This is a genomic window from Shewanella sp. MTB7 (assembly GCF_027571385.1).
In the GTDB taxonomy this organism is placed as follows: domain Bacteria; phylum Pseudomonadota; class Gammaproteobacteria; order Enterobacterales; family Shewanellaceae; genus Shewanella.
Window position 1 is genome coordinate 1,927,576 of record NZ_CP085636.1, and the last position, 22,719, is coordinate 1,950,294.

The following is a 22,719-nucleotide window of genomic DNA, read 5'->3' on the forward strand; positions in this document are numbered from 1 at the left end:
CTATTGTATTCAAAATGGTGTAAAACTGTTGGTGCCGTGTAACAAAATATCAACAAATTCAATGGGGAACATTTGACACTCCCAAAGCTGCAATGGAATGCCGCGAGTTATTGGGGGAAGTCATTAGGCGGTCGCAACCTAATGACAGGTGTCCTGAATTTGTAAAAAGGAAAATATCACTATGATAAGAACAATTAAAAAATTCTCTTTACCCCGATTGACTCGAAATAGGACTGCGCTTGCCAGTGCTATTTTACTTTCCATGCATGTTGGTGCAGTTCAGTCTGCTGAGATGTGCGGTGAGAAAACCTTACCTCGTCAAGGTTTAGTTCCTGCCAACCAAACCCACTGCATTACAGATTACGGTCACTATTTCTATGTCAACGTACCTTATGAAAACAGTGATGTAACTATCTCCACCTCAGGTGGTAGCTTCTCAGGTACAGATGCTGACATCACTTTATATGATGGTAGTGATTGGAGTGGTAACCAAGAACTTGTGAGTGCAACTGCAGGGACCAATGATGAGAGCCTCTCTTTTGTTTCTCGTGCAGGCGATCGTTACTTTAAAATCAATGGCAACATAGCGCAAACCAGTTTATTAGTGACGGTTTCAGGTGGTGATATTCCACCGCCAATGGGTGATTACATTGTTTTTGATACTCATATTCAAGTTGAGCTACCTGCATCTGCAATCTCATCTAAATCTCAATATGGGACGGCTATTGCGACTATTTTAGCGGCAACCTACAGTGACTTTGAAGGGATTGCTAGTGCAGAAAACGATCCTATCTCTGATGTGACCGATGCAGTGCATTATCTGGCCAGTGTTGATGATCTCAGTGATCCCGATCTGAACCAACTACTTTACTTTCTTGGATCTTACAAGTATTACGCGCCAGCAATGACAGAGGCTGAAGCATTAAAGTTAAATCATGCACTGCAAGCCGTGGCTAAGATGTCTGATTTTCTCAGTCCTGCAGGTGGGGTGATTCAGGAAGGGTTTGCTAGGGCTTTAAACAATTTCGAGCGTAATGCTGGTAGCGTTTACTATCAAGACCTATTACCGCACCTACTGGCCACTATTCAATATCACTCGCTTCAGAGTAACCCATTCGCGGCTAGTAACGCAGGCGACGCCATTATGGCTTTGATGGGCGCTATAGGTTCAGGGGCTTATTATGGTGATGCAACGACTAAAGCGGCTTTTAACAAGCGCATGTTAGACGTGCTCTCTGTAATGCGCTCATTTACTTTCTTAGGTGAAACCTCTCTAGATATGCGTTGGTCTGCTGAGGCGGATAAAAAGTGGGTTTTACCTCATAGCTTTATTGCGTTAGGCAAAATATCCAGTATCGCAACGGATGAGGCTAAAGCTCGATTTGATAGCACTGTCTTGGAAGTTCATGGCAAAGTCATTGCAGATATTTCAGTGGAAACCACAGAAACTATCGTGACTAAGAACTACCTTGAATCGGCTGGACGTCAGTGTGAAGCCAGCGATCCCCTATTTGGCTCTTGTGTGGTACCACCAAAAGAGGAGGATATCTTAACGGTAAACCATCAATGTACCGATAAGATCATCATTCGTGCTCAAGCGAGCATCAGCCAAGCCACGTTAGCGCAGTCTTGTGCCGACATGGCATTGCAAGAGTCAGAGTTTCATGCCTTTTTCAACACTGGCGGCGTGCCGGTGAGTGGCGATCAAAATGATACGATTGAAGTCGTGGCATTTGCTTCACCTGAAGATTATGAAAAGTATGCGCCCGAGTTTTTTGGGATCAGCACCGATAACGGTGGAATGTATCTTGAGGGGACGCCAGAAAATGTTGGCAATCAGGCCCGATTCATTGCCATGCAGTGTCCGGACACTTGGGTAGGGAGTTCGTGTCAGTATCAAGATCAAATCTATAACCTAAGGCATGAATTTGTTCATTACTTAGATGGTCGCTATATCAAGAAAGGCTCATTTGGTTCATTTGATTACAATGTTTCTTGGGCTGAAGGCATGGCTGAGTTTATGGCTAATGGCACTGAGCATCCTCGTACGGTCAAATCCGTTAAAGGTAAAACAATTCCGCCACTGTATAACTTGATATTTATGGCCTATGGCTTTGATGAGCTGTATCCATGGAGTTATTACGCCATGAGATACCTGTCAGAGGAGCATCCAACTGAAGTTGAAAGTATTACAACGGCGCTACAATCCGGTGATAATGCTGCCTATATCGAGGTACTTAAAGGTGTGGCTGCTCGAACTGAAGCTGGCTTTGAAGCCTTTGTTTTAGTGCAGTCAGAAGCCATTGCACCGCCTTTTGCAGTGATCCCTGCAGCAAATACCATAGGTTCTTGTGCCTTAACTCAACAGTATGCTCGTCATATTGATGCTGCGAAGACCGAGTATACGGTGACCAATACCACGGATACTCCCGTATCGTTGTTCTGGGTTGATAGTAATAAAGGGACGACGAATTTTGCGAAGAATTATAAGACGCTCAATTTAGGTGATACTTATGCTGCTACCACATGGAGTGAAGGCGACCGCTTAATGCTGAGTGACAGTAATATGAATTGTTTAGGTGTGGCAGTGATGCAGCCTGTGGCGAATGATTTTACTATTGATACAGCGTTAGTTAAAGATGTCGTGCCGGAAGTGATCCCTGAACAAGATACGCTCGGCAGCTGTGAATTGGTTAAGCCACATCTGATTAAAGGTGAGTCCCATCAGTTTACCATCACTAACACCACTGATTATCCGGTTCGTTTGTTCAGAATCGACAACCTGACCGGCAAACCTCAATATGCCAGTGCTGCCACTGGTTTTGATTTTGGTTATGGAACACTTAATCAAGGGGAGAGTTATACCTCCGACATTTGGTATGGCGATCGCCGCTTTATGTTAGCTGATGCGCGTCTTAACTGTTTAAGCGTAGGCGTACTCAATAATGCAACGGCGAACTTCACCATCGATGCCAACATCATAGCGAATGCGGCAGAACCTGAGGTCATCCCTGAGGCAAATACCATTGGCAGCTGTGATTTAATGCAGAAACACCTGACGGGGCCATTTGAGGCGGACTTTTCATTCACCAATAACAGCAATACGCCTGTTCGAGTTTATCGTGTCGATAATGAAACCGGTGAGTTGAGTGATAGCTTTGGCTTTACCACTTTAGTCAATGGCGAAACCTATGACAGTGCAACGACCTGGAAGTGGTTTGGTAACCGCCGTGCAGCAATCACCAATACCAGTGGTCAATGTTTAGGTGTGGCGGTGATGACACAGGAGGGAGTCGTTAATGAGTACCAAATAACCAATGAGCTTGTTGATGGCGGAACCAATCCTATTGTCGATACCGATGGTGATGGGGTTATTGATAGTGAGGATGCATTCCCGAATGATCCGACTGAGACCCTTGATACAGACGGTGACGGTGTAGGTAATAATGCCGATGCTTTCCCTAATGATGTAACAGAAACCCTTGATACAGACGGTGACGGCGTAGGTAATAATGCCGATGCTTTCCCTAATGATGCAACTGAAACCCTTGATACAGACGGTGACGGCGTAGGTAATAATGCTGATGCTTTCCCTAATGATGCAACAGAGACTGTTGATACAGATGGTGATGGCATAGGCGATAATTCTGATGCTTACCCTACGGATCCTAATAATGGTGTGGTACCACATTGCGGCGCAGCAACCATAAGTTCAGGTAAGTTAACTCTTGAGAAAGAGGAGTGTATTACTGGTGGCAAAGGCAGTTATTACGTTTGGGTCGAAGCTGATAATACCGACATCTATATCACGACAGCAGGTGGTGATGGAGATGCAAATATCTACTTTAATGCCGATACTTGGGCATCTTCGACAAATGCTCAGGCAAAATCCGAGTTAAGTGATAATAGTGAGAAGCTACATCTGGTGGCGAATCGTGGCTGGCGTTATATCAGTATCGATACCGCAACTAGCTACTCAGGTGTGACAGTGAAGGTGAGTTTAACGGATCTAGGAACGACACCCGTTGTGCCTCCAATTGATCCAGAGTTACCGAGTACACTTGCTGATATGTGCGCGACTCAGTCAGCACAAGATTACGGAAGCATAGCTAACGCGGCCCCAATTTGTGTTAAAAATGGCCGTTCATCTTTCTACATCAATGTGCCCGTCGGAACTGAAAGCTTGACTGCTGAAACTGGCCACGGTATGGGAGAGCTTGAGTTGTATACCGGAGAAAGTTGGCCAGATGCCAACCAAAATACTGGCAAGTCGGTGAACCCAGGTACGATAGAGAAGGTGGTTGTTCAACAACCAACTTCGGGTTGGTATTATATCTCAGTTCAAAGTATGCCAAGCAGTGAAGATGTGACCTTGAAGGTGACGCTCAATTAGCTTGTAGTATAACTCGATACTTGAGTGCGCTTTCACTAGAGACTATTTAGCAAGCGTTAAGAGCAAAAAAGTGAACTATTTCAGTTCACTTTTTTTATGTTTGTAATCAAAAAAAAGACTTAACTGGGCCAGTGCATTTAGCTATTTCGGCGCTGATTTAAAGTACATACTCGCTAAATTAGGTATAGGATGGGTTAACACTTATTTCGCGAGTAAAAATCTATGTCAACAGGCGATCAAGTAGAGTTAAGCAAGGAGATCGGTCCGAACTGGTTTGCATCAGTGATGGGGACTGGGATTATTGCTAATGCCGCAGTTGGCTTACCAATAGTTGGGGATAAATTAACCTACCTTGGGCTTGTTATATGGCTGCTAGCATCCGTTATGTTGGCTGTTATCTTAGTGTTGAAAATAGCACAAGCCATTATTAAACCTCATGTTATCAAACGTCAATTTAACGATCCTGTCATGGCTCAGTTTTTTGGTGCCCCTCCCATGGCATTGATGACCATAGCTGGGGGCTGTCTTCTCGTGGGACACCATATTTTAGCTGAAGCGACGGTACTAACGATAGCTTGGAGTCTATGGGGGTTAGGGACATTGAGTGGCCTTGCAACTGCGGTTATCATTCCTTATCGCCTGTTTACTCATCATGAAGTTCGCGACGATGGGGCTTTTGGTGGTTGGCTAATGCCAGTTGTTCCCCCTATGGTGTCGGCTGCTATAGGTGCAATGCTAATTCCCCATGTCCAAAATATCGCTTTGCAGCAAACATTGCTCTACGCCTGTTATGCCATGTTTGGTGTCAGTATGTTTTGTGCCTTGATTATTATTACCATGATCTGGAGTCGCTTAGCCCACTCAGGAACATCAGGTGGTGCCCGCGTACCAACACTTTGGATAGTGCTAGGTCCGTTGGGACAATCAATTACTGCTGCAGGCGCGTTAGGAAGTGCTGCACTACTGGTTGTTGAGCAACCGCTAGCGGATAACATGAATAACATGGCTATTATTTATGGGGTTCCTATTTGGGGGTTCGCACTGTTTTGGTCAATATTGGCCAGTTTGCTTACGTTGCGGGCGTTGGGTAAAAAAATGCCTTTTGCACTAACGTGGTGGGCATTTACTTTCCCTGTTGGAACTTGTGTTACTGGTACAACCCAGCTGGCATTGCACACAGGATTAGCGGTATTCCAATGGGCTTCTATTGTCCTATTTGGCGGTTTAATTTGTGCGTGGATTATTGCCGCAATAGGTACGATAAAAGGTTTTAAAGGGGGACATATATTTAAAACGCCTTTGATAGCAACACATGTGATATCCAAGAAAAGGGATAAGTGAATAGATGTTGTTTACCATCCCATATTATCGCGAGTTTAGTATAGATAACGATAAGTGTAGTTTGTGAATATGTTTGATTTCTCTTATTGTAATAAGGCAAAGTTACTGGATCTGTTTATTATAAATAAGGAAAATAAAATGTTTAGTCATATTATGCTTGGCGCCAACGACGTTCAAGAATCAAAGATTTTTTACGATGCAGTTTTAGGTGCTTTGGGTCACGAGCCTGGCATTATTGATGAGAAAGGTCGTTGTTTTTATTTTACCAACACAGGTGTGTTTGCACTAAGTAAACCCATTGACGGGGAATTTGCTTGCCATGGTAACGGTAGTACCATCGGCTTTCAGGCCAAAAATCCTGAGTCTGCTGATGCTTGGCATGTTGCCGGATTAGCTAACGGCGGAACCGCCTGTGAGGAGGCTCCAGGTATTCGTAATGGTATGATAGGTGAGCTTTACCTGGCTTATTTACGGGATCCATCAGGTAATAAAATCTGCGCACTTCATAAAGTGAGCTAATGCTTTATACATGGGTAAAACTAGAGTAGCAGTGCATCATCAATCTCGTGATATTGCGCTGCTGAATCAATCAGGGATTTTGCAGTAAGTCCCGGAACACCATAGACCTGAGTATCGACCCCATATTTTTGATATATCTTCAACATCAACAGATCGAAGTCACCGTCGCCTGAAAGTAAAATAACCGAGTCGACTTCACTGGCCGCCTCCATAATATCGATAGTGATACCTACATCCCAATCCCCCTTAGCACTGCCATCGGCGCGTTGAATAAAAGGTTTGAGCTTGACGTCGAACCCTATGTGCTTGAGTGCATCTTGGAATTTCAGCTGTCCGTCATCACCTTTGTGTATTGCATAGGCTGTTGCTGAGTGTATTTCACCTTCATGACCGATATGTTGCCAAAGTTTGCGGTAATTAAACTGACGTCCATAGGCCTGACGGCAGGTGTAATAGATGTTTTGAACGTCTACAAAAATGGCGATTTTCTTCACATCAAATCCTTGGTAAATACAATATTAACAGAACCATACATTAGAGTGCTTTGGGAGTGAAGCTTTACTGCTTAACAAAAGCCGTAGGATTAATCGCTTTCATCTGAATCAAATTTTTACAGCGTAACTTAGAAAAGTTATTTGTTGCTCCTCGCTCAACTGTTATTATCTATCAGACTGAAAATATAGATGTTAATTTAAGTAGTTGATCACTGGGCTGTATGACTTGTTGTGGGTTAATCTCGGTGTGATTGAACCTGTGAATGGGTATAAAGGTAGTGTAAATGTTGTCGGTATCATCATTATTAATAGCAGCAAATAAAACCGTTTCTTGTATAAAAACTGGCGTAATTGCTGCTGTGATCAGTGTGTGTGGGTTGCTAACTATGGTATTTGAACCGTTAGAGGCATTTTTTGTTCGTGGGATTAGCATGCTCTATTTTCTTTTCTAATCAGATAAGTTTAATCATAGGTGGTTAGCATTTTTCCTTCTAAAGATCATCAAACATAAAGGTCTGTCGTTACAATCGTACTTGTTAAATAATTGACTAATATCATTGGGGACGTTTTGACATTCAACGAACCCATGTTGCTGATAGAAACTGACTAAATGGGGCAACGCAAACAGAAAAGTACCTTCATTAGCTAACTCATTATTAATCCCCAACATCAATTGATGACCTAAACCTTGACCATGATAGTTCGGATGCACCAGCATCCCCGTCACTAAGTTATACACACCCGTTGGACGCAACCTAATGGCAGCGATAATCTCTTGATTTCGGTTATCTTCTATCGATTTTTTTTCGAAATGTAATACCGCAAGTCGCTCCTTTTTTGTCAACCGAGCATAGGGCATATAGTGTTTGTAGAAACGATATGCTTGGGTGCGATTATCGATATCAAGCCAGTGAATTTGCAAAGTGTTTCTCATTATCCTGCCAATGAGAGGATGTTAACAAAATTTCTAGGGTCTATCATCACTGTATCATTACCCGCATTAAGTGTTGTTTTTTTTGTACCTTAAAGCTTGTGTGTTATCAGTTGGTTGCTGCTTGGTTTCAGGTCATGAAATGTTACAAAATCGCAAATAAAAATCAGCTGTTTTTTGCTTAGCTTTACACTGATTTACCCAACAAGGGGGGAATTTTATTTAAAATAGAGTCCACTTACTAAAGCCTGAATCAATTAAGAAATTCCTACATGAAAAAAAGCCTGATTGTTATCCCTTTCGTTTTATTGATTGTTACCATAGCCTCATTCAGCGGTTTTTCAGAAGCGAAGAAACCCGGCGATAAAGTCTCGCGTGCTCTGCGCATTGTCCCTGTCGTGACGGGAGCTGTAGATCAACATCTTCTTTCTCAAACTATCTCTTTAATTGGTAAATTAGAGGCGGATAAATCAGTATTTATTGCGTCTGAAGTCCAAGGTAAAATAAAAGCAATTAACGTGGTCGCTAATCAAGAGATCCGAGCTGGTCAAGTTCTGATCCAGCTTGAAGATGCACGTTCTCAGGCGAGTGTTGCAGAAGCAAATGCTTACCTTAATGATGAGAAGCGCAAGCTGAAAGAGTACAAGAAGTTAATCGATAAAAATGCGATTACTCAAACAGAAATCGATGCACAAAAAGCCAGTGTCGACATTGCTACTGCGCGATTGGCAGCCGCTTTAGCTGAACTTGATTATCATTACATTAAAGCTCCGTTTTCAGGCACGGCAGGTTTATTAGATTTTAGTTTGGGTAAAATGGTCACCGCAGGGACTGAGTTGCTCTCACTCGATGACCTTTTGTCAATGAGACTCGATCTACAAGTACCGGAAAACTACCTATCTTTGCTCAGTGTCGGCATGACCGTGAGCGCGACTAACCGCGCTTGGCCATCGGAACGTTTTACTGGACAAGTGATAGCAATTGATCCAAGAATTAACCATGAAACCTTGAATTTAAAAGTAAGAGTGAGTTTTGATAATCAAAGTAACAAGTTAAAACCTGGCATGTTGATGTCGGCAACGTTAACACTTCCAGCGGTATCAGAGCCCGTTATTCCTGTTCAAGCTATCGAGTATTCAGGCACCAAACGCTTCGTGTATGTGGTCGGTGAAGATGAGTTAGCTAAACGGACTCAAGTAACCTTAGGTGCACGAATTAAAGATGAGGTGGTGATAACCGATGGCGTGAACGTGGGTCAAAGAATCGTGGTTCAAGGCTTGGTTAATATGCGTGATGGACTCAAGGTTGATGATCTCTCTGCTAAACAGTCTCAAATCACTGCTGATGCAAATCAAGGTGTGCAGGGCGAGAAGAAAGGAGACAGACGTTAATGTTAATTTCTGACATCTCTGTTAAGCGTCCGGTTGTTGCGATTGTTTTAAGTTTATTACTTTGTGTGTTTGGTGCTGTGTCATTTTCTAAGCTAGCCATACGTGAAATGCCCGATGTTGAAAGTCCGGTAGTCACTGTGATGACCACCTATGAAGGCGCGTCGGCAACCATCATGGAGAGTCAGATTACTACGGCGTTAGAGGATGAACTCACCGGTATCAGTGGTATCGATGAGATAACCTCCATTACTCGAAATGGCATGTCGCGTATTACGATCACCTTCGATCTCGATTGGGATCTGACCGAAGGGGTGAGTGACGTTCGTGATGCGGTAGCCAGAGCTCAACGTCGTCTTCCTGACGAAGCTAACGATCCAATCGTGTCTAAAGATAATGGCTCAGGTGAACCCTCCATCTACATTAATTTAAGTTCCTCAGTGATGGACCGAACTCAACTTACCGATTATGCCCAGCGCGTACTTGAGGACAGATTCAGTCTGATCACTGGCGTGAGTTCAGTGAATATCTCAGGTGGTCTATACAAGGTGATGTATGTTCAGTTAAAACCTGAACTAATGGCGGGTCGTAACGTGACCACGGCTGATATCATTGCCAGCTTAAAACGGGAAAATATAGAAAGTCCTGGTGGTGAAGTGCGTAACGACACCACCGTGATGACGGTACGGACGGCGCGTCTCTACAATCATCCGCAAGATTTTGACTATCTTGTGGTACGTACGGCGAGTGATGGCTCTCCGGTTTACCTGAAAGATGTGGCCTCGGTATTTATTGGTGCAGAAAATGAAAACTCTACTTTTAAAAGTGATGGCGTACCTAATTTAAGTTTAGGAATTATTGCTCAGTCTGATGCTAATCCTTTATTAGTCGCTAAAGCCGCCCACCAAGAAGTTGATCGTATTCAGGCGTTTTTACCTGAAGGTACGCAACTGGTCGTTGACTTTGATTCTACCGTGTTTATTGACCGCTCCATTACTGAAGTTTACAACACTCTGTTTATTACTGGTGGTTTGGTGGTATTGGTGTTGTACATCTTTATCGGTCAGGCAAGAGCAACATTGATCCCCGCAGTGACAGTGCCAGTCTCTTTGATTTCAGCATTTATAGCGGCTAATTTCTTTGGTTTTTCTATCAATCTTTTGACATTAATGGCGTTGATTCTTTCTATCGGTTTGGTGGTCGATGATGCGATTGTTGTGGTCGAAAATGTGTTCCATCACCTTGAAAAGGGCGAGGAACCACTGCTTGCTGCCTATAAAGGAACACGTGAAGTAGGTTTTGCGGTTGTCGCAACAACGGCTGTGTTGGTGATGGTATTTCTGCCTATCTCATTTATGGAAGGGATGGTTGGGCGTTTATTTACCGAATTTTCCGTTATGCTCGCTATGTCGGTGATCTTTTCATCGATTGTCGCACTAACTTTAACGCCGGTACTTTGCAGCAAGATGTTGAAGGCAAATGTGAAGCCTAACCGGTTTAATCTTTGGATAGATAAGCTATTTAACAAGTTAGAACACAGCTACCGTAGAGCGGTAGCCAAGGCGGTGCGTTTTCGGTTTGCAGCACCTTTGGTGATTCTTTTATGTATCTTAGGCAGCGGTTTGTTGATGCACAATGTGCCATCTCAGTTAGCGCCGCAAGAAGACCGCGGTGTGATATTTGCTTTTGTTAAAGGAGCTGAAGGCACCAGTTATAACCGTATGACGGCAAATATGGATATTGTCGAGGAGAGGTTGATGCCGCTACTTGGACAAGGGGTTATTAAATCTTTTAGTGTACAAGCGCCTGCTTTCGGTGGCCGTGCCGGCGATCAGACCGGTTTTGTGATCATGCAGTTGGAAAATTGGGAAGACAGAAGTATTAATGCTCAGCAAGCCTTAGGCATAGTGGCTAAGGCATTGAAAGGTATTCCCGATGTGATGGTACGTCCTATGTTGCCCGGTTTTAGGGGGCAATCGAGTGAGCCAGTGCAGTTTGTCATTGGTGGTTCAGATTATGATGAACTGTTTAAGTGGGCCCAAATACTGCAAGAGGAAGCCATTCTTAGCCCAATGTTAGAGGGAGCCGATCTCGATTATGCTGAAACGACACCGGAATTGGTGGTCAGTGTCGATCGCGAACGTGCCGCTGAGCTTGGGATCAGTGTTGCAGAGGTTTCAGAAACCTTAGAGGTGATGCTCGGTGGACGAAGTGAGACGACCTTTGTTGATCGTGGTGAGGAGTATGATGTCTACTTAAGAGGTGATGAGGACAGCTTCAACAGCATGGCGGATCTGAGTCAAATTTACATGCGTTCGGCTAAAGGACAATTGGTGACACTGGATTCCATTACTTATATTGAAGAGGTGGCTTCGGCGAATAAGCTGAGTCATACCAATAAGCAGAAATCGATCACTTTGAAAGCGAACTTAGGCGAAGGCTATACCTTAGGTGAAGCACTTAACTTCTTAGATGCTAAGGCGATTGAGATATTACCCAGTGATATCTCGGTAAGTTATACGGGCGAATCAAAAGACTTTAAAGAAAACCAAAGCAGTATGCTTGTGGTGTTTGGCTTGGCACTTTTGGTCGCTTATTTGGTATTAGCGGCACAGTTCGAGAGCTTTATTAACCCTATGGTTGTCATGTTTACTGTGCCTATGGGAGTATTCGGTGGTTTTCTTGGTTTGTACTTAACGGGTCAGGGATTGAATATTTACAGTCAGATAGGCATGATCATGTTGATCGGCATGGTGACCAAGAATGGGATCTTGATTGTCGAATTTGCTAACCAGTTAAGGGATCGAGGCATTGAGCTGGAACAGGCGATTATCGATGCATCGGCTCGTCGTCTGCGTCCTATTTTGATGACCGCATTCACCACACTAGTGGGGGCAGTGCCCTTGATCATGTCAACGGGAGCGGGTTCTGAAAGTCGTATCGCTGTGGGGACTGTCGTCTTCTTCGGTATGGCGTTTGCGACTTTTGTAACCTTGCTGGTTATCCCTGCAATGTACCGCTTAATCTCTGGTGCAACCCATTCACCTGGTTTCGTGGAAGCTAAGCTTAATCAGGCAATAGCAGCACAAAAATTAATTGATGTTAAATAACTTCAATTAATCTCAATGAACTGAAAAAATCAAGATGAACAGGTAAGCAGTCGTGCTTACCTGTTTTTTATTTGTAAGGTATATTTGTTTTATTTTAAATGAGTTAACCATCTTTTTTCTCCTATCTTAAGTTCGCTTAAACTGTTCATTCCAATCAATCCTAAGTTTCAGGTTCTTGTCTTATCCTATCTATCCTTAGTTGTAATTTATCTTTGCCCTCCAATATCACTACATTATCACGCAGTCGAAAGTGTTGATTTTGTGTTGCTATTTAGTTTAATCTTGATGTTAACATGATCTTTGTTGTGCAATTCATTGCTGTCGGTGTGTTGCATTGGAATTTAATACCTCTAGGTGTCATGTTGAAAAGGGATGTAACAGGAGCGTTGTCAACACATCTGTATTTGAAGGGAGTCATTACCGTGCGCATATAAGAAAAACAAATAATGAGAATTTTTATTTATGATTTAGTCACAATTGGTGGCCGCTTTTTTAGCTGTGTAACTGTTTTGTTTTTGCTTTCTTTCTTTATATCGGCAGATGACACTGAACTCTATGTTTATGAAGCTTCAGCACGCAGCGGTGCCCGACCACAGATGCTTATTATTTTTGATAACTCTGGCAGTATGCGAACAACCATTGTTGGGGCTGATAAGCCATATTCCTCTCATGCTGGTGGTATTAGTGGCGATAGTTTAGGTAAGCAAAATAATCTCTATTTCACCAGAGGTGCGACGGCAGCTGAAGATCAACCCAATCCCGCTAATTCATCTGAAACACGTCATTTCCCAGGAGTGATGAATAGCTGTGAAAGTGCTTGGAGTTCGCTTCATCAATATGGTTTTTATACTGGATATTTCAGAGGTTATTCATTCTCTGGTTCAGAAGGGATGTGGAAAGAGTTAGATGATACCGGCAGTGATGATGTGATTGCGGTTGACTGTTTTGAAGATATCCAAGAAGAAAAATGGACCAATGCTGCGAGTGTGGCAAGTGGCTTACCCGTTGACAGTAGTGGTTCTGTATCTAGTCCTCTTTTTTACACTCATGCTAATGCAAGTTCCAGTGAGACGGTTAAGCAAGATGCGAGAGATCTCGCTGAACTTACTGGTTTTGGCACTGGTCGTCCTCTGACAATCTACACTCAAGATTATCTAACCTGGCAACATGGTACTAAGGTCAAAGTAAATATTAGCCGTTTAGACATCGCAAAAAACGCAATTAAAAGTATTATTTTAACGACCCCAAGCGTGGATTTTGGTTTAGCAGTGTTTAATGTCAATGCGTGGAATGAGTTTGAGCGTGATGGTGGCAGAGTGATCTCGGGACTAAAGGAAAACACCGCTACAGTTAAATCCGGTTTGATTAATACCATTGATGGGATTAGTGCCAGTACTAATACCCCTTTGTGTGAAACCTTATATGAAGCATATCGTTACTTTTCTGGGTTAAGTGTCGACTTCGCGAACAGTAACACTGATCTACCTAATGCGGGTTATTACGTTAGTCAGCAACCTCAGGCGGACTCCTCTGTGGTGAACAGTGGCAGCTATATTTCACCGTTTAAAAAATGCCAGAATAACGCCAGCGTGGTGATTATTACTGATGGAGTGCCAACAAAAGATGCTGCAGCAAACGGTTTTATTAATACGTTAACGGGAGGCGTTGATAAATATGGTAGCGAGGCGGGGGGCGATCTTAATTACCTGAGTGCGATGTCAAGTTGGATGAATAAGTATGATCTTAATGCCAGTGAGCCAGGTGATCAAACCGTAAGCACTCATACAATCGGCTTCAGCAAAGGGGCTGCGAGTGCGGCAGCCTTGTTGCAGAAAACGGCTGAGGCAGGTGGAGGCCGCTATTTTGATGCAACCAATGCAAGCTTGTTACAAGGATCACTACAGCAGGTGGTGAGTGAAGCTTTAGATACTAACTCCAGCTTTACCTCTCCAGCTGTAGCGAGTAATAATTTTAATCGAACTCAATCATTCGAATACGCTTATTACTCCATTTTTTTGCCGAATGAAGGCCCAACCTGGCTTGGTAACCTTAAAAAATACAGAGTCTTAGGGAAGGGAGAGGTTGTGGATAAAGCAGGCAAACCTGCAATTGGACTTGATGGGAATATTAAGTCAACAGCTTGCTCTTTTTGGACACCAGATTCAGTTTGTAATGCTGGAGGTGATGGTAATGAGGTCGATAAAGGAGGTGTGTTGTCTGCAATGCAATCTGCTGAATCCAGAACTATTTATAGTAATTTAAACACAGGCTTGACTGAGTTAACAGTAACCAGCGTCACCAGTACCGCAGGCAGTACCGACAACTTGATCAATTATCTTGGCGTGGGTGAAGAGGAACTGCTCTCCCTTTTTGGTTGGGCAAAAGGTTTAGATGTTGATAACAATAAAAACCTAACGACCATCCCTAATCCAAATACTAACTGGCGTGATGATATTATGGGGGATGCACTTCATTCAAAGCCGTTAGCACTTAATTTTGGCACTAAATCGAGTCCTGACGTACGAATTGTTATGGGGACTAACCATGGTTTTCTGCATATGTTTGAAGATGATAGTAGCAGTAATAGTGTTACTGAAAACTGGGCGTTTATTCCCTATGAGTTGTTGCCAAATTTAAAGACACTCAGAGCTAATGTGCCTACTGGAGTTCACTCTGTTTATGGTGTCGACGGTTCACCTGTTGCTTATACCAAAACCAATGATTCGGGAATTGAGAAAGCTTGGTTATTTTTCGGCATGCGTCGGGGAGGCAGCAGTTATTACGCTATCGATATTAGCGATCCTGATAATCCGAGCTTTATGTGGAAAGTGGATGCGTCTTCGCCTGGCATGTCTGAGTTAGGTCAGTCTTGGTCGACTCCAGTTGTGACAACCATTCCCGGACGAAGTGCTGATAGCCCAGTCATTATTGTCGGTGCCGGTTATTCACCATCGGGTAAAGACGGTGCCGGTGTTGGAGCTGATGATATTAAGGGCCGTGGCGTTTTTATACTCGATGCAGAAACAGGGGATTTGGTGCATCAGTTTGGTTCTGCAAGTACTGGTGGGACACAACTGCCTGGGATCTCAGACAGTATTCCAAGTGGGGTTGCAGTTTTAGATTCAAATGCAGATGGGGCTACTGACCGTATTTATGCGACCGATACTGGTGGCAACATATGGCGTATGGATATGCCATCGATTAATACAGATGAATGGTCTGGGTTTAAATTTGCCAGTTTAGGTGGAGGTGTCCAATCTTCAGATCGACGCTTCTATTCAGGACCTGCTGTGGCCCAAACCGTTATCACCAATATCGCCGAGGTGACTGTCGAGGATGGCGAAACGACAACGACAATCAAGACAAAGATGAATATACCCTATGATGCTGTTGTCGTGGGTAGTGGTCATAGGGCGATGCCGTCAGATCTCAGTCGTTCAGATATGTTCTTTACACTACAAGATAGAAATGTTGTAAGCCGCTCTTTCAAAGGCACTGGCGGGGTAGCTATTCCTACAAGTTTAACCTTGGCGGAACTTTATGATGTCACATCATCGCCGCCTGCTGATTCCGATGAGGCTGAGCAGATAAACTTTGGTAAAAAGAGGGGCTGGTATTATCGCTTTTCCCGCACGGGAGAGAAGAATTTATCTCCCGCGACGATAGTCAACGGGCGAGTGTTTTTTACTTCATTTGTGCCACCAGGTGACAATTCTGATAGTGAGCTGTGCATTAGTTCAGGTGCTGGATTTCTATATAACTTCGATCTCCATCGAGGTACCCGAACCTATACCTATATAAGGACGGGAGAATTTGTGCCTGATACGCCACAGCTCATCATTCCCCCACGTGATCCTAATGAAGGTGAGGAAGCCGAGGCGCCAAATATGTATCTTATTGGTATAGGCGCTGCGCTGCCTGGTAACCCCCCAACAGGCTGTGATCCTAGTGATTTGAGATGTGTGGGTGGTGGGTTAAATACCAATAGAATTTATTACTACACATCCGATTAACACTGAGTTGTGTTGAGAGAATTAAGATGAGAAATATATTTTTAGCTGTTAGTTTATCTGTACTGCCTCTTTCTTTTAGCACTTTGGCTGAGGAGCGAGAGGACTTTAAGTGCTATGTGGAAACCACTCAAGGGGAGAAGATTGTAAGGTTTTCCTGGGATCCGAGTAAAACAAAGCTCTATATGGCTAAGTTTGTTGGCAAGCGTTTATCTAAATCGGGGCAAGGGAGTCCGCTTCCTTTATATATCAAAAGCATGATTGAGTGCGTCAAGGCCGAGTACACTTTTGAAAAGTCTCAAGCACGAGCGCTTGAAAAGGTAACATTGAGTTAAATTTTCCGTGATTGATGAACAATGGCTAAGGTTAATTATGAATGTAGAAGCTGCAAGGCAGTACTTGTTAACTAAACCAGAAACAGCATTGGACTTTCCTTTTGGCAAGGAGGTGTCAGTGTTTAAGGTAAAGGGTAAGATGTTCGCCACCCTATCTTTGGGGAAAATGGGTAAAAGCCAAGATGAGACAAGCCAAGACTGGTGGATGAACCTCAAATGCGATCCCGATGAAGCTGCTATATTACGTGATATATTTCCAGCGGTGATCCCCGGTTATCACATGAATAAGGCGCTGTGGAATACCGTCATTCTTGACGGCTCAATCCCACAAGGTGAGATTGAGCGCATGATAGATAACTCTTTTGCTTTGGTCGTTGCTAAGATGCCAAAAAAAGACCAAACTTCGATTGTCTTGCATCTAGCAGAAACTTAATTTTTCGAACTTCAGCCCTGATATTACAAGACTATTCGGTCGCCGTTATATAATCCGCGTGTTAACTTATTATCCTGCATCAGCAGGACTTCACCGGATCCACCATTTTTAATGCTTGAATCGACAGCGAGCACTTTGTTGTTGAACAGTCCCAACACCTGCTCTTGCGAGGTGTGTCCGACAACGACGCGGTTGACCTTGAAGTAGTTAAGGATCTGATCCAGCTCTGTTTCATCGAAGTCTGGTTTGAAATAGCCTCTAAACCAAGTGGGTCCGTTACTTAAGAACAGAAAGTTCAGTAGAGGGTCTTGTGTTAATTCCTCTTTGGATTTGTCTATATTGGCGCGGTATAAGGTGTTAGCTTTTGCGAGAGTGAGTTTACGATCGATCCACTCGCTGCTTATTCCACCGTGAAGAAATAGCGAGTCATTGATCTTCACAAGGGTATTTTTGCTACGAAGCCATTGGCCTATCTCACTGCTATTGTCGTACAGCTCATCATAGGTGCGATTGAGTAGTTTTTCCGCCACTTGGTAACGCTTGTTGACATAACGTAAGTCACCGCGCATGACCATCTGCTCATGATTGCCCATCAATAAGTGCAACTTGCCGCCAGCTTCACCGGCCTGTTTGTCGAGCTTGTACATAAACCACAGCACTTCATTGACTTGATGGCCACGGTCAAACATATCCCCGGTCATGACCATATGGCCGTCACCGAAGGCCCAGTCATTGTTCTGGTCTATGATTTTCTGATTCTTTAACAGTTGAATGAGTACATCATACTGACCATGGACATCACTCAATGCCACAATCTTCTCTATTCCAGTGTAACTATCTGGTTGTATGATTTTGGCATCGTCGTTGAGTTCTGGTTCCGGCAGTTGACCACAGCTAAGCGGACGTTTGAGTCGGTTACCTTTTACTGGAGTGGAAAGCAATCTATCATCACAGATCCAATAGGCATTTTGTTCACTTTTGTGGTGTTTTTCAGCGGTTCTTTTGTTGAACAGATAGGGGCCATCAAAGGAGGATGACGTGTCGCCTGAAATGGTATTTGACTCTCGCTCAGATGCGAATGTTAACGGATTAAAAAGTAAACTAATCAAGCTTAATGTTATTATTTTTTTCAATTAGCATCCCTTGCTGTTATTTTCTATTGGACAGAATACTAGCATTTTCTGTAATCGAGCTTCTAGGCGAAAGCCTATGATAGATATAGAAACGATGTAAAAACGACAAAGGAATAAGCTAACATTCTAGCGGGTTTGATGAGTCAGTTTTAAGAGGTTTGAGCTAAGACGTTTACTCAAGTCTCGTCTAATTGGTCGGTTCAGTTAGCGATGAGTTTACTTTAAAATAGGGGATCAAGGCGGGTTATCTTGCTCATTTGTCATGTGCGAATCCCCTTGATTTTCTTACCTTGAAATGAAGGTTGGTTACATTTTTTATTTTAGCTTCTGGCTTAATTTGGTGTTGGGTGAGTTGTTGAATCTTGTATCTCATTGCTGCTTATCGCCTCCAGCGGGGTATGTGCAGCTACTTCTACGAGACGCCACTAGCACATCCCTGTGGGCTTTACGGCAGCTTCCATGCTGCCAAAACTCGTAGCCGCACCTACACCTGATAATTTATCTCTTCGATTTTGACTTGTCTGAGTAAGTCACTAACACGGAAATGCCCCAAAATGTGTTTCGCAACTCAAAAGGCAAGTTGGCCGAATAAAGCTTTGGCTTTAGAAAAGCTAATGATAAATGGGTTTGCTTAATCTATAAGTTATGCTTGTCTTATCTTTTCTAAGCTGTGTTTATACACAGTGTTATTGATTTTGATCAGATTTCTAGTCAATAGTTGATGAAATTGTGCGCGTATACACTTGTGGCTTAATATAATACTAAGTAACATCAGTCACATAGAAACATGTGAATGTAGATAATAGGTTTGGAAACCGCGCATGCGCGTTTAGCCTAACGGGTTATCTAGAGAAAATCTGATAATATAATTAGATACAGTAGGTTAGCGATGCGCATTTTTACTGGTCTAATGAGGTAAATGCGCATGCGCACTATACAAACGTTAGGAGATTCAAGGTGATTTCATATCAACCTGCCTGTGATTTATCCAAATCGGCAGAAATTACATATAACAATATGCGCCCATATTATGAGCACTATTTAGTTGATTGGGAGCAGCCTAAAATACTCGAACAAATTTTGAGTTTAGATAATTGGGATATCTTATCTGAGGGGGAGGTGGTAGGAGCTATTCGCCTATCATTTGATAGCGACGAGTGTTATTTACGTGATCTTCAAGTCAACGAAGAATTCCAAAACAAAGGTATTGGCGCAGCAGCATTAGTAGAGTCAACTAGATTAGCTCAAGCCTCAGGAGTAAAAAAACTCAAATTAAGAGTTTTTAAAATCAGTCCAGCGCATCACCTATATAAAAGAAACGGTTTTACGTTGATTAGTGAGGATGAAAGGTTCTACTACATGGAGCAAGACATCTCCTAACGAACGACTATGGCGTCAATAACTTATTTTTACCCAGAAAACGTTAATGTCCCTTTGTGCGTTACTGGCGATAAGCAGTAATGATAAGTAGCAAGCCAGTTGACCTACTTTTACTAATCGATAAATGACAGTTACTGATTGCTTTCTATAAGGCATCAATATCAATGCTCACTTTTCAATTTCCAGTGCTCGTTTTTTCTGCGCCATCCTGATAGAGTGTTTATGAATCAATAGCTTTGCCAAGGTGCGGCTTAGATAATAGGTTTATTAAATGTGCATGCGCGTTTTGCCCTGCAAACAGCGCAACGCATAAATACTAAGACGTTATGCGTAAAGGAGTTTCAATGTTCGGGAAGAACTCAACTATTCGTAAGTATAAATATAAACTTCGTCCAGCTCTTGCAAAAAGGTATGGTGGCTCTGCTACATATACTAAAGGTCAAGTTGATAAAACTGTAGAAGCGTTACGCCTCAACGATCGGTATATTCAATATGCTTATTTGATGTATTGTGATGTAAATACATTCAGTACAAATAAATCATCTAATGAATCAACGCAAAGCATGAACGATACAATATCTACGGCTACAGGTTTTGGTATATTAGGGCCATTCTTTGGATCCATTTTTTATGGTGGAGGAAGTGATGATGGTGGTGGCTTCGGTAGTTCAGATGGAGGCGGCGGTGGCGAGTAAATTTACGCATAACGGGTAGCCGGAGGCCTCCAGCCCCCACACCACCCTGCATGCGGCTCCGCACAGGGCGGTTCATCTAGAACGCCTAACCTAAACTTTCTGGTTAGGGTAATGAACTGCGATCCATCCATCTCTCAGTGAATATAATCCCGCCTTCTTAAGATAATCATTACTCAGTGCTTGCTGTATCCCCGGTGTTTTCGAACTTCGCCATGGCCCTTTACTTGTGATACCACAAGCAACAGCTGATTGGATCCTGACGCCACGTTTAAGTAAGTTCTGCCCCAAAACGAGTTTCAAATGATAGATAGTACAGATAAGTTACAAGCCAGTAGACCAACTTTTGCTAATCAATAAATGAGTATTACTAACTGCTTTAGAAAAGACATCAATATCAATGTTCAATTTCCCGCATTCGTTTATCCAACACTAATCTGATAGAGTGCTTATTAATCAATAGCTTTACTTTAGTAAGGCTTAAATAATAGCTCTATTGAATGTGCATACGCGTTTGCCAAATATATGCGTATGCAAATGTTATGTGAAGGAGGAGCGTGCGATTTAAATGTACGGGTTGTGGTACTGACTTCGAATCAAGTGTAGAAGGGGTTTTGCGCCCATCCCCTCGAAATCGGCATTAGGAACATGATCTTGTCAAGTTAGGGTCAAAGAGCACAGGGGTTACAGTGTCAATAATTACGATATCAACCCTAACATTACACTTTTAGAGCTTCAAACTTACGTAACCTTAAAGTAGACCTTAACTTTACATTTTTTAATAAAAACTATATATGTCAGCGATTAAGGAAAAGTTAAGGTTAATTTCGGGGGCTTGGGCACAAAACCCCTAGAAAGGAAACATCATGAGAAACAGTGGCCCTTTATTCAAAACCAATAAAACGAAGAATGAACGAAAGTCTAGGTCCAAAATTATTGGCTCGTACGAGTGGGCATTAAAACAGTCATGGCCAAAAAGTTCGAGCAAGTTTCGTTCTGAGGTCAGTAAGAATTATGACCGGATTAAGTTGGAGAATGAAATTATTCGATTGGAAAATGAAATAGCATTTGGCCATTCAATTACTGGTAGAAGCCTTAACCGTCAAATAGTTCTATCAAAGGTGTTAAGTCAGAGGATTGCAAAAGATTCCCAATTAGCTATTGAGAACAAAAGAAAAGATAAAATAGAAGCAGAGGCAAAAGAGCTAAGGGCGCAGAAGAGACGTGATCAAGCTCAAGGAAGCGCACTTGGTGACTCATTTGACAAACGATATAGCATATTTATGCCTGGGGGAGCTCCGGGGCTCGGTAAGCGGTCGTAATTCACATTACAAGACACTAGCCAGCCCGCTAGGTGGAGCGTTACCGCATACCTGATTGCCATATTTTTCCTAATGGTAATCGTTGTTTTCTGAGCCAAAGCTCTATCTCATTAATAAGATGGTACGCCCCAACCTAGTGTTAAACTCCAGTTTGTCTGGTTAACAAATAAGAGGTGATCATCATGTCTAACTTTCGCGTTATAGGGATTGATTTAGGTAAAAGCACATTTCATCTTATTGCTCATGACTATGCCGGGAGGGAAGTGCTTCGTAAGAAATTAACCAGACCGAGGCTGATTCAATTTTTATCCATTCAAGAGCCAACCATCATTGCAATGGAAGCCTGTGGTGGCTGCCATTGGCTTGCTAGAAAATGTGAGTCATATGGTCATCAAGTTAAATTGATCCCCGCTCAATATGTAAAACCTTACGTTAAAACTCACAAAAATGACTTCATTGATGCAGATGCCATTGCTGAAGCGGCAATGAGGCCCAGCATGAGATTCACATCACCAAAAAGTGAAACCGCACAAGTCGCCACTGTCATTCGTCGTATACGTTCGGGCTACATCAAAGAAAGAACTGCCAGCATGAATAGAATTGGCTCTATGTTGCTTGAGTTTGGTATGAGCTTTCCTAGAGGCCATGCCCATATGAAAAAGCTGTTCCAATGGCTAGCAGATAAAGGTGAACCGATCCCTTTAACATTGATGGTCGAGTTGCAGGAGTTACATGAATACTACAAACATCTGAACGAATTAATAAAAAAACAAGATAAGAAATTGCAGTTGTTACTTAATGAAAACCCATTAATGCAGTTACTACAGTCAATACCTGGTGTAGGGCCAATGACAGCTGCTTGTTGCTTATCAAATGTAGGGAACGCATCAGATTTTAAGAATGGCCGAAATTTTGCTGCTTGGATTGGTCTGGTTCCGTTTCAATACTCCACAGGGGGAAAGACAAGAATGCTTGGCATTTCTAAACGGGGTAATAAAGAACTGCGAGAATTGTTTGTTGATGCCGCACGAGTCATTGTGTCAAGGCCTGAGACATCTGAACGGTATTTTGGTCATTGGTTAACAGAGTTAAGAATGAGGAAACCGTTCAATGTTGCGGTTGTCGCATTAGCAAATAAATTAGCGCGTATAGCTTGGTCAGTAATGACAAGCCAGAAAGCGTTTGAGTTAAGAGTTTAAATCGAGTTACTACCGAGTTTGCAGATGATAAAAATAGAT

15 protein-coding genes and 1 pseudogene are annotated in these 22,719 nt (G+C 42.8%); 12 read left to right on the top strand and 4 right to left on the bottom strand.

Translation table 11 applies throughout. The features are described from left to right. The first annotated feature begins 181 nt into the window (after nt 1-181). The 3 genes from HWQ47_RS08105 (at nt 182) to HWQ47_RS08115 (ending at nt 6,253) form a co-directional block, all read left to right on the top strand. Nucleotides 182-4,393 (top strand): collagenase, encoded by a 4,212-nt coding sequence (locus tag HWQ47_RS08105; RefSeq protein WP_269970650.1) that lies wholly within the window; start codon nt 182-184, stop codon nt 4,391-4,393. Between the two features lie 222 nt (nt 4,394-4,615). Continuing rightward, nucleotides 4,616-5,734: a TDT family transporter gene (locus HWQ47_RS08110; protein WP_269970651.1), complete on the top strand. Its 1,119-nt coding sequence runs from the start codon at nt 4,616-4,618 to the stop codon at nt 5,732-5,734. Nucleotides 5,735-5,872: 138 nt separating this feature from the next. Next, complete coding sequence (locus HWQ47_RS08115) at nt 5,873-6,253, top strand: VOC family protein (protein ID WP_269970652.1); 381 nt, start codon at nt 5,873-5,875, stop codon at nt 6,251-6,253. A gap of 20 nt (nt 6,254-6,273) precedes the next feature. Here HWQ47_RS08115 and HWQ47_RS08120 read toward each other — a convergent pair whose 3' ends face one another. Continuing rightward, nucleotides 6,274-6,747: a LabA-like NYN domain-containing protein gene (locus HWQ47_RS08120; RefSeq protein WP_269970653.1), complete on the bottom strand. Its 474-nt coding sequence runs from the start codon at nt 6,745-6,747 to the stop codon at nt 6,274-6,276. Nucleotides 6,748-7,213: 466 nt separating this feature from the next. Continuing rightward, on the bottom strand, nt 7,214-7,681 hold the full coding sequence (locus HWQ47_RS08125; RefSeq protein ID WP_269970654.1) for a GNAT family N-acetyltransferase: 468 nt from the start codon (nt 7,679-7,681) through the stop codon (nt 7,214-7,216). A 269-nt stretch (nt 7,682-7,950) separates the two neighbouring features. Between HWQ47_RS08125 and HWQ47_RS08130 the strand changes: the two genes are divergently transcribed. From HWQ47_RS08130 to HWQ47_RS08150, 5 genes are all read left to right on the top strand, one after another. Continuing rightward, nucleotides 7,951-9,069: an efflux RND transporter periplasmic adaptor subunit gene (locus tag HWQ47_RS08130; protein WP_269970655.1), complete on the top strand. Its 1,119-nt coding sequence runs from the start codon at nt 7,951-7,953 to the stop codon at nt 9,067-9,069. Further along, nucleotides 9,069-12,176 carry a multidrug efflux RND transporter permease subunit gene (locus HWQ47_RS08135; RefSeq protein ID WP_269970656.1) on the top strand — a complete coding sequence of 1,036 codons (3,108 nt, stop codon included), beginning with the start codon at nt 9,069-9,071 and terminating at the stop codon, nt 12,174-12,176. The genes HWQ47_RS08130 and HWQ47_RS08135 overlap by 1 nt, the downstream gene beginning before the upstream one ends. Before the next feature lie 446 nt (nt 12,177-12,622). Then, nucleotides 12,623-16,189 (top strand): pilus assembly protein, encoded by a 3,567-nt coding sequence (locus HWQ47_RS08140; protein ID WP_269970657.1) that lies wholly within the window; start codon nt 12,623-12,625, stop codon nt 16,187-16,189. Between the two features lie 26 nt (nt 16,190-16,215). Next, nucleotides 16,216-16,521, top strand: coding sequence for a TapY2 family type IVa secretion system protein (locus HWQ47_RS08145; protein ID WP_269970658.1), 306 nt, complete (start codon nt 16,216-16,218; stop codon nt 16,519-16,521). 37 nt (nt 16,522-16,558) lie between these two features. Then, on the top strand, nt 16,559-16,954 hold the full coding sequence (locus tag HWQ47_RS08150; protein WP_269970659.1) for an MmcQ/YjbR family DNA-binding protein: 396 nt from the start codon (nt 16,559-16,561) through the stop codon (nt 16,952-16,954). A 23-nt stretch (nt 16,955-16,977) separates the two neighbouring features. Here HWQ47_RS08150 and HWQ47_RS08155 read toward each other — a convergent pair whose 3' ends face one another. Continuing rightward, the gene (locus tag HWQ47_RS08155; protein WP_269970660.1) at nt 16,978-18,087 is read right to left on the bottom strand and encodes a metallophosphoesterase; all 1,110 of its coding nucleotides are present in this window, start codon (nt 18,085-18,087) and stop codon (nt 16,978-16,980) included. Between the two features lie 957 nt (nt 18,088-19,044). On the opposite strand from HWQ47_RS08155, the gene HWQ47_RS08160 reads away from it, so the two are divergent. Both HWQ47_RS08160 and HWQ47_RS08165 read left to right on the top strand, forming a co-directional pair. Further along, nucleotides 19,045-19,467, top strand: coding sequence for a GNAT family N-acetyltransferase (locus HWQ47_RS08160; RefSeq protein ID WP_269970661.1), 423 nt, complete (start codon nt 19,045-19,047; stop codon nt 19,465-19,467). Nucleotides 19,468-19,811: 344 nt separating this feature from the next. After that, complete coding sequence (locus tag HWQ47_RS08165) at nt 19,812-20,162, top strand: DUF6559 family protein (protein ID WP_269970662.1); 351 nt, start codon at nt 19,812-19,814, stop codon at nt 20,160-20,162. Nucleotides 20,163-20,252: 90 nt separating this feature from the next. Here HWQ47_RS08165 and HWQ47_RS08170 read toward each other — a convergent pair. Beyond that, nucleotides 20,253-20,444 (bottom strand): annotated as a pseudogene (locus tag HWQ47_RS08170) (group II intron reverse transcriptase/maturase); the annotation flags it as partial. A 581-nt stretch (nt 20,445-21,025) separates the two neighbouring features. Here HWQ47_RS08170 and HWQ47_RS08175 point away from each other — a divergent pair. Further along, the gene (locus HWQ47_RS08175; RefSeq protein ID WP_269970663.1) at nt 21,026-21,481 is read left to right on the top strand and encodes a hypothetical protein; all 456 of its coding nucleotides are present in this window, start codon (nt 21,026-21,028) and stop codon (nt 21,479-21,481) included. A gap of 182 nt (nt 21,482-21,663) precedes the next feature. Next, complete coding sequence (locus tag HWQ47_RS08180) at nt 21,664-22,680, top strand: IS110 family transposase (protein WP_269967860.1); 1,017 nt, start codon at nt 21,664-21,666, stop codon at nt 22,678-22,680. Nucleotides 22,681-22,719 lie beyond the last annotated feature (39 nt).

What these genes read in the sequence shown, in the direction of transcription:
- HWQ47_RS08150 (WP_269970659.1), top strand. Translation starts at nt 16,559, where the DNA reads ATGAATGTAGAAGCTGCAAGGCAGTACTTGTTAACTAAACCAGAAACA.
- HWQ47_RS08135 (WP_269970656.1), top strand. Translation starts at nt 9,069, where the DNA reads ATGTTAATTTCTGACATCTCTGTTAAGCGTCCGGTTGTTGCGATTGTT.
- HWQ47_RS08140 (WP_269970657.1), top strand. Translation starts at nt 12,623, where the DNA reads ATGAGAATTTTTATTTATGATTTAGTCACAATTGGTGGCCGCTTTTTT.
- HWQ47_RS08180 (WP_269967860.1), top strand. Translation starts at nt 21,664, where the DNA reads ATGTCTAACTTTCGCGTTATAGGGATTGATTTAGGTAAAAGCACATTT.
- HWQ47_RS08105 (WP_269970650.1), top strand. Translation starts at nt 182, where the DNA reads ATGATAAGAACAATTAAAAAATTCTCTTTACCCCGATTGACTCGAAAT.
- HWQ47_RS08115 (WP_269970652.1), top strand. Translation starts at nt 5,873, where the DNA reads ATGTTTAGTCATATTATGCTTGGCGCCAACGACGTTCAAGAATCAAAG.
- HWQ47_RS08175 (WP_269970663.1), top strand. Translation starts at nt 21,026, where the DNA reads ATGAGAAACAGTGGCCCTTTATTCAAAACCAATAAAACGAAGAATGAA.
- HWQ47_RS08165 (WP_269970662.1), top strand. Translation starts at nt 19,812, where the DNA reads ATGTTCGGGAAGAACTCAACTATTCGTAAGTATAAATATAAACTTCGT.
- HWQ47_RS08110 (WP_269970651.1), top strand. Translation starts at nt 4,616, where the DNA reads ATGTCAACAGGCGATCAAGTAGAGTTAAGCAAGGAGATCGGTCCGAAC.
- HWQ47_RS08125 (WP_269970654.1), bottom strand. Translation starts at nt 7,681, where the DNA reads ATGAGAAACACTTTGCAAATTCACTGGCTTGATATCGATAATCGCACC.
- HWQ47_RS08145 (WP_269970658.1), top strand. Translation starts at nt 16,216, where the DNA reads ATGAGAAATATATTTTTAGCTGTTAGTTTATCTGTACTGCCTCTTTCT.
- HWQ47_RS08130 (WP_269970655.1), top strand. Translation starts at nt 7,951, where the DNA reads ATGAAAAAAAGCCTGATTGTTATCCCTTTCGTTTTATTGATTGTTACC.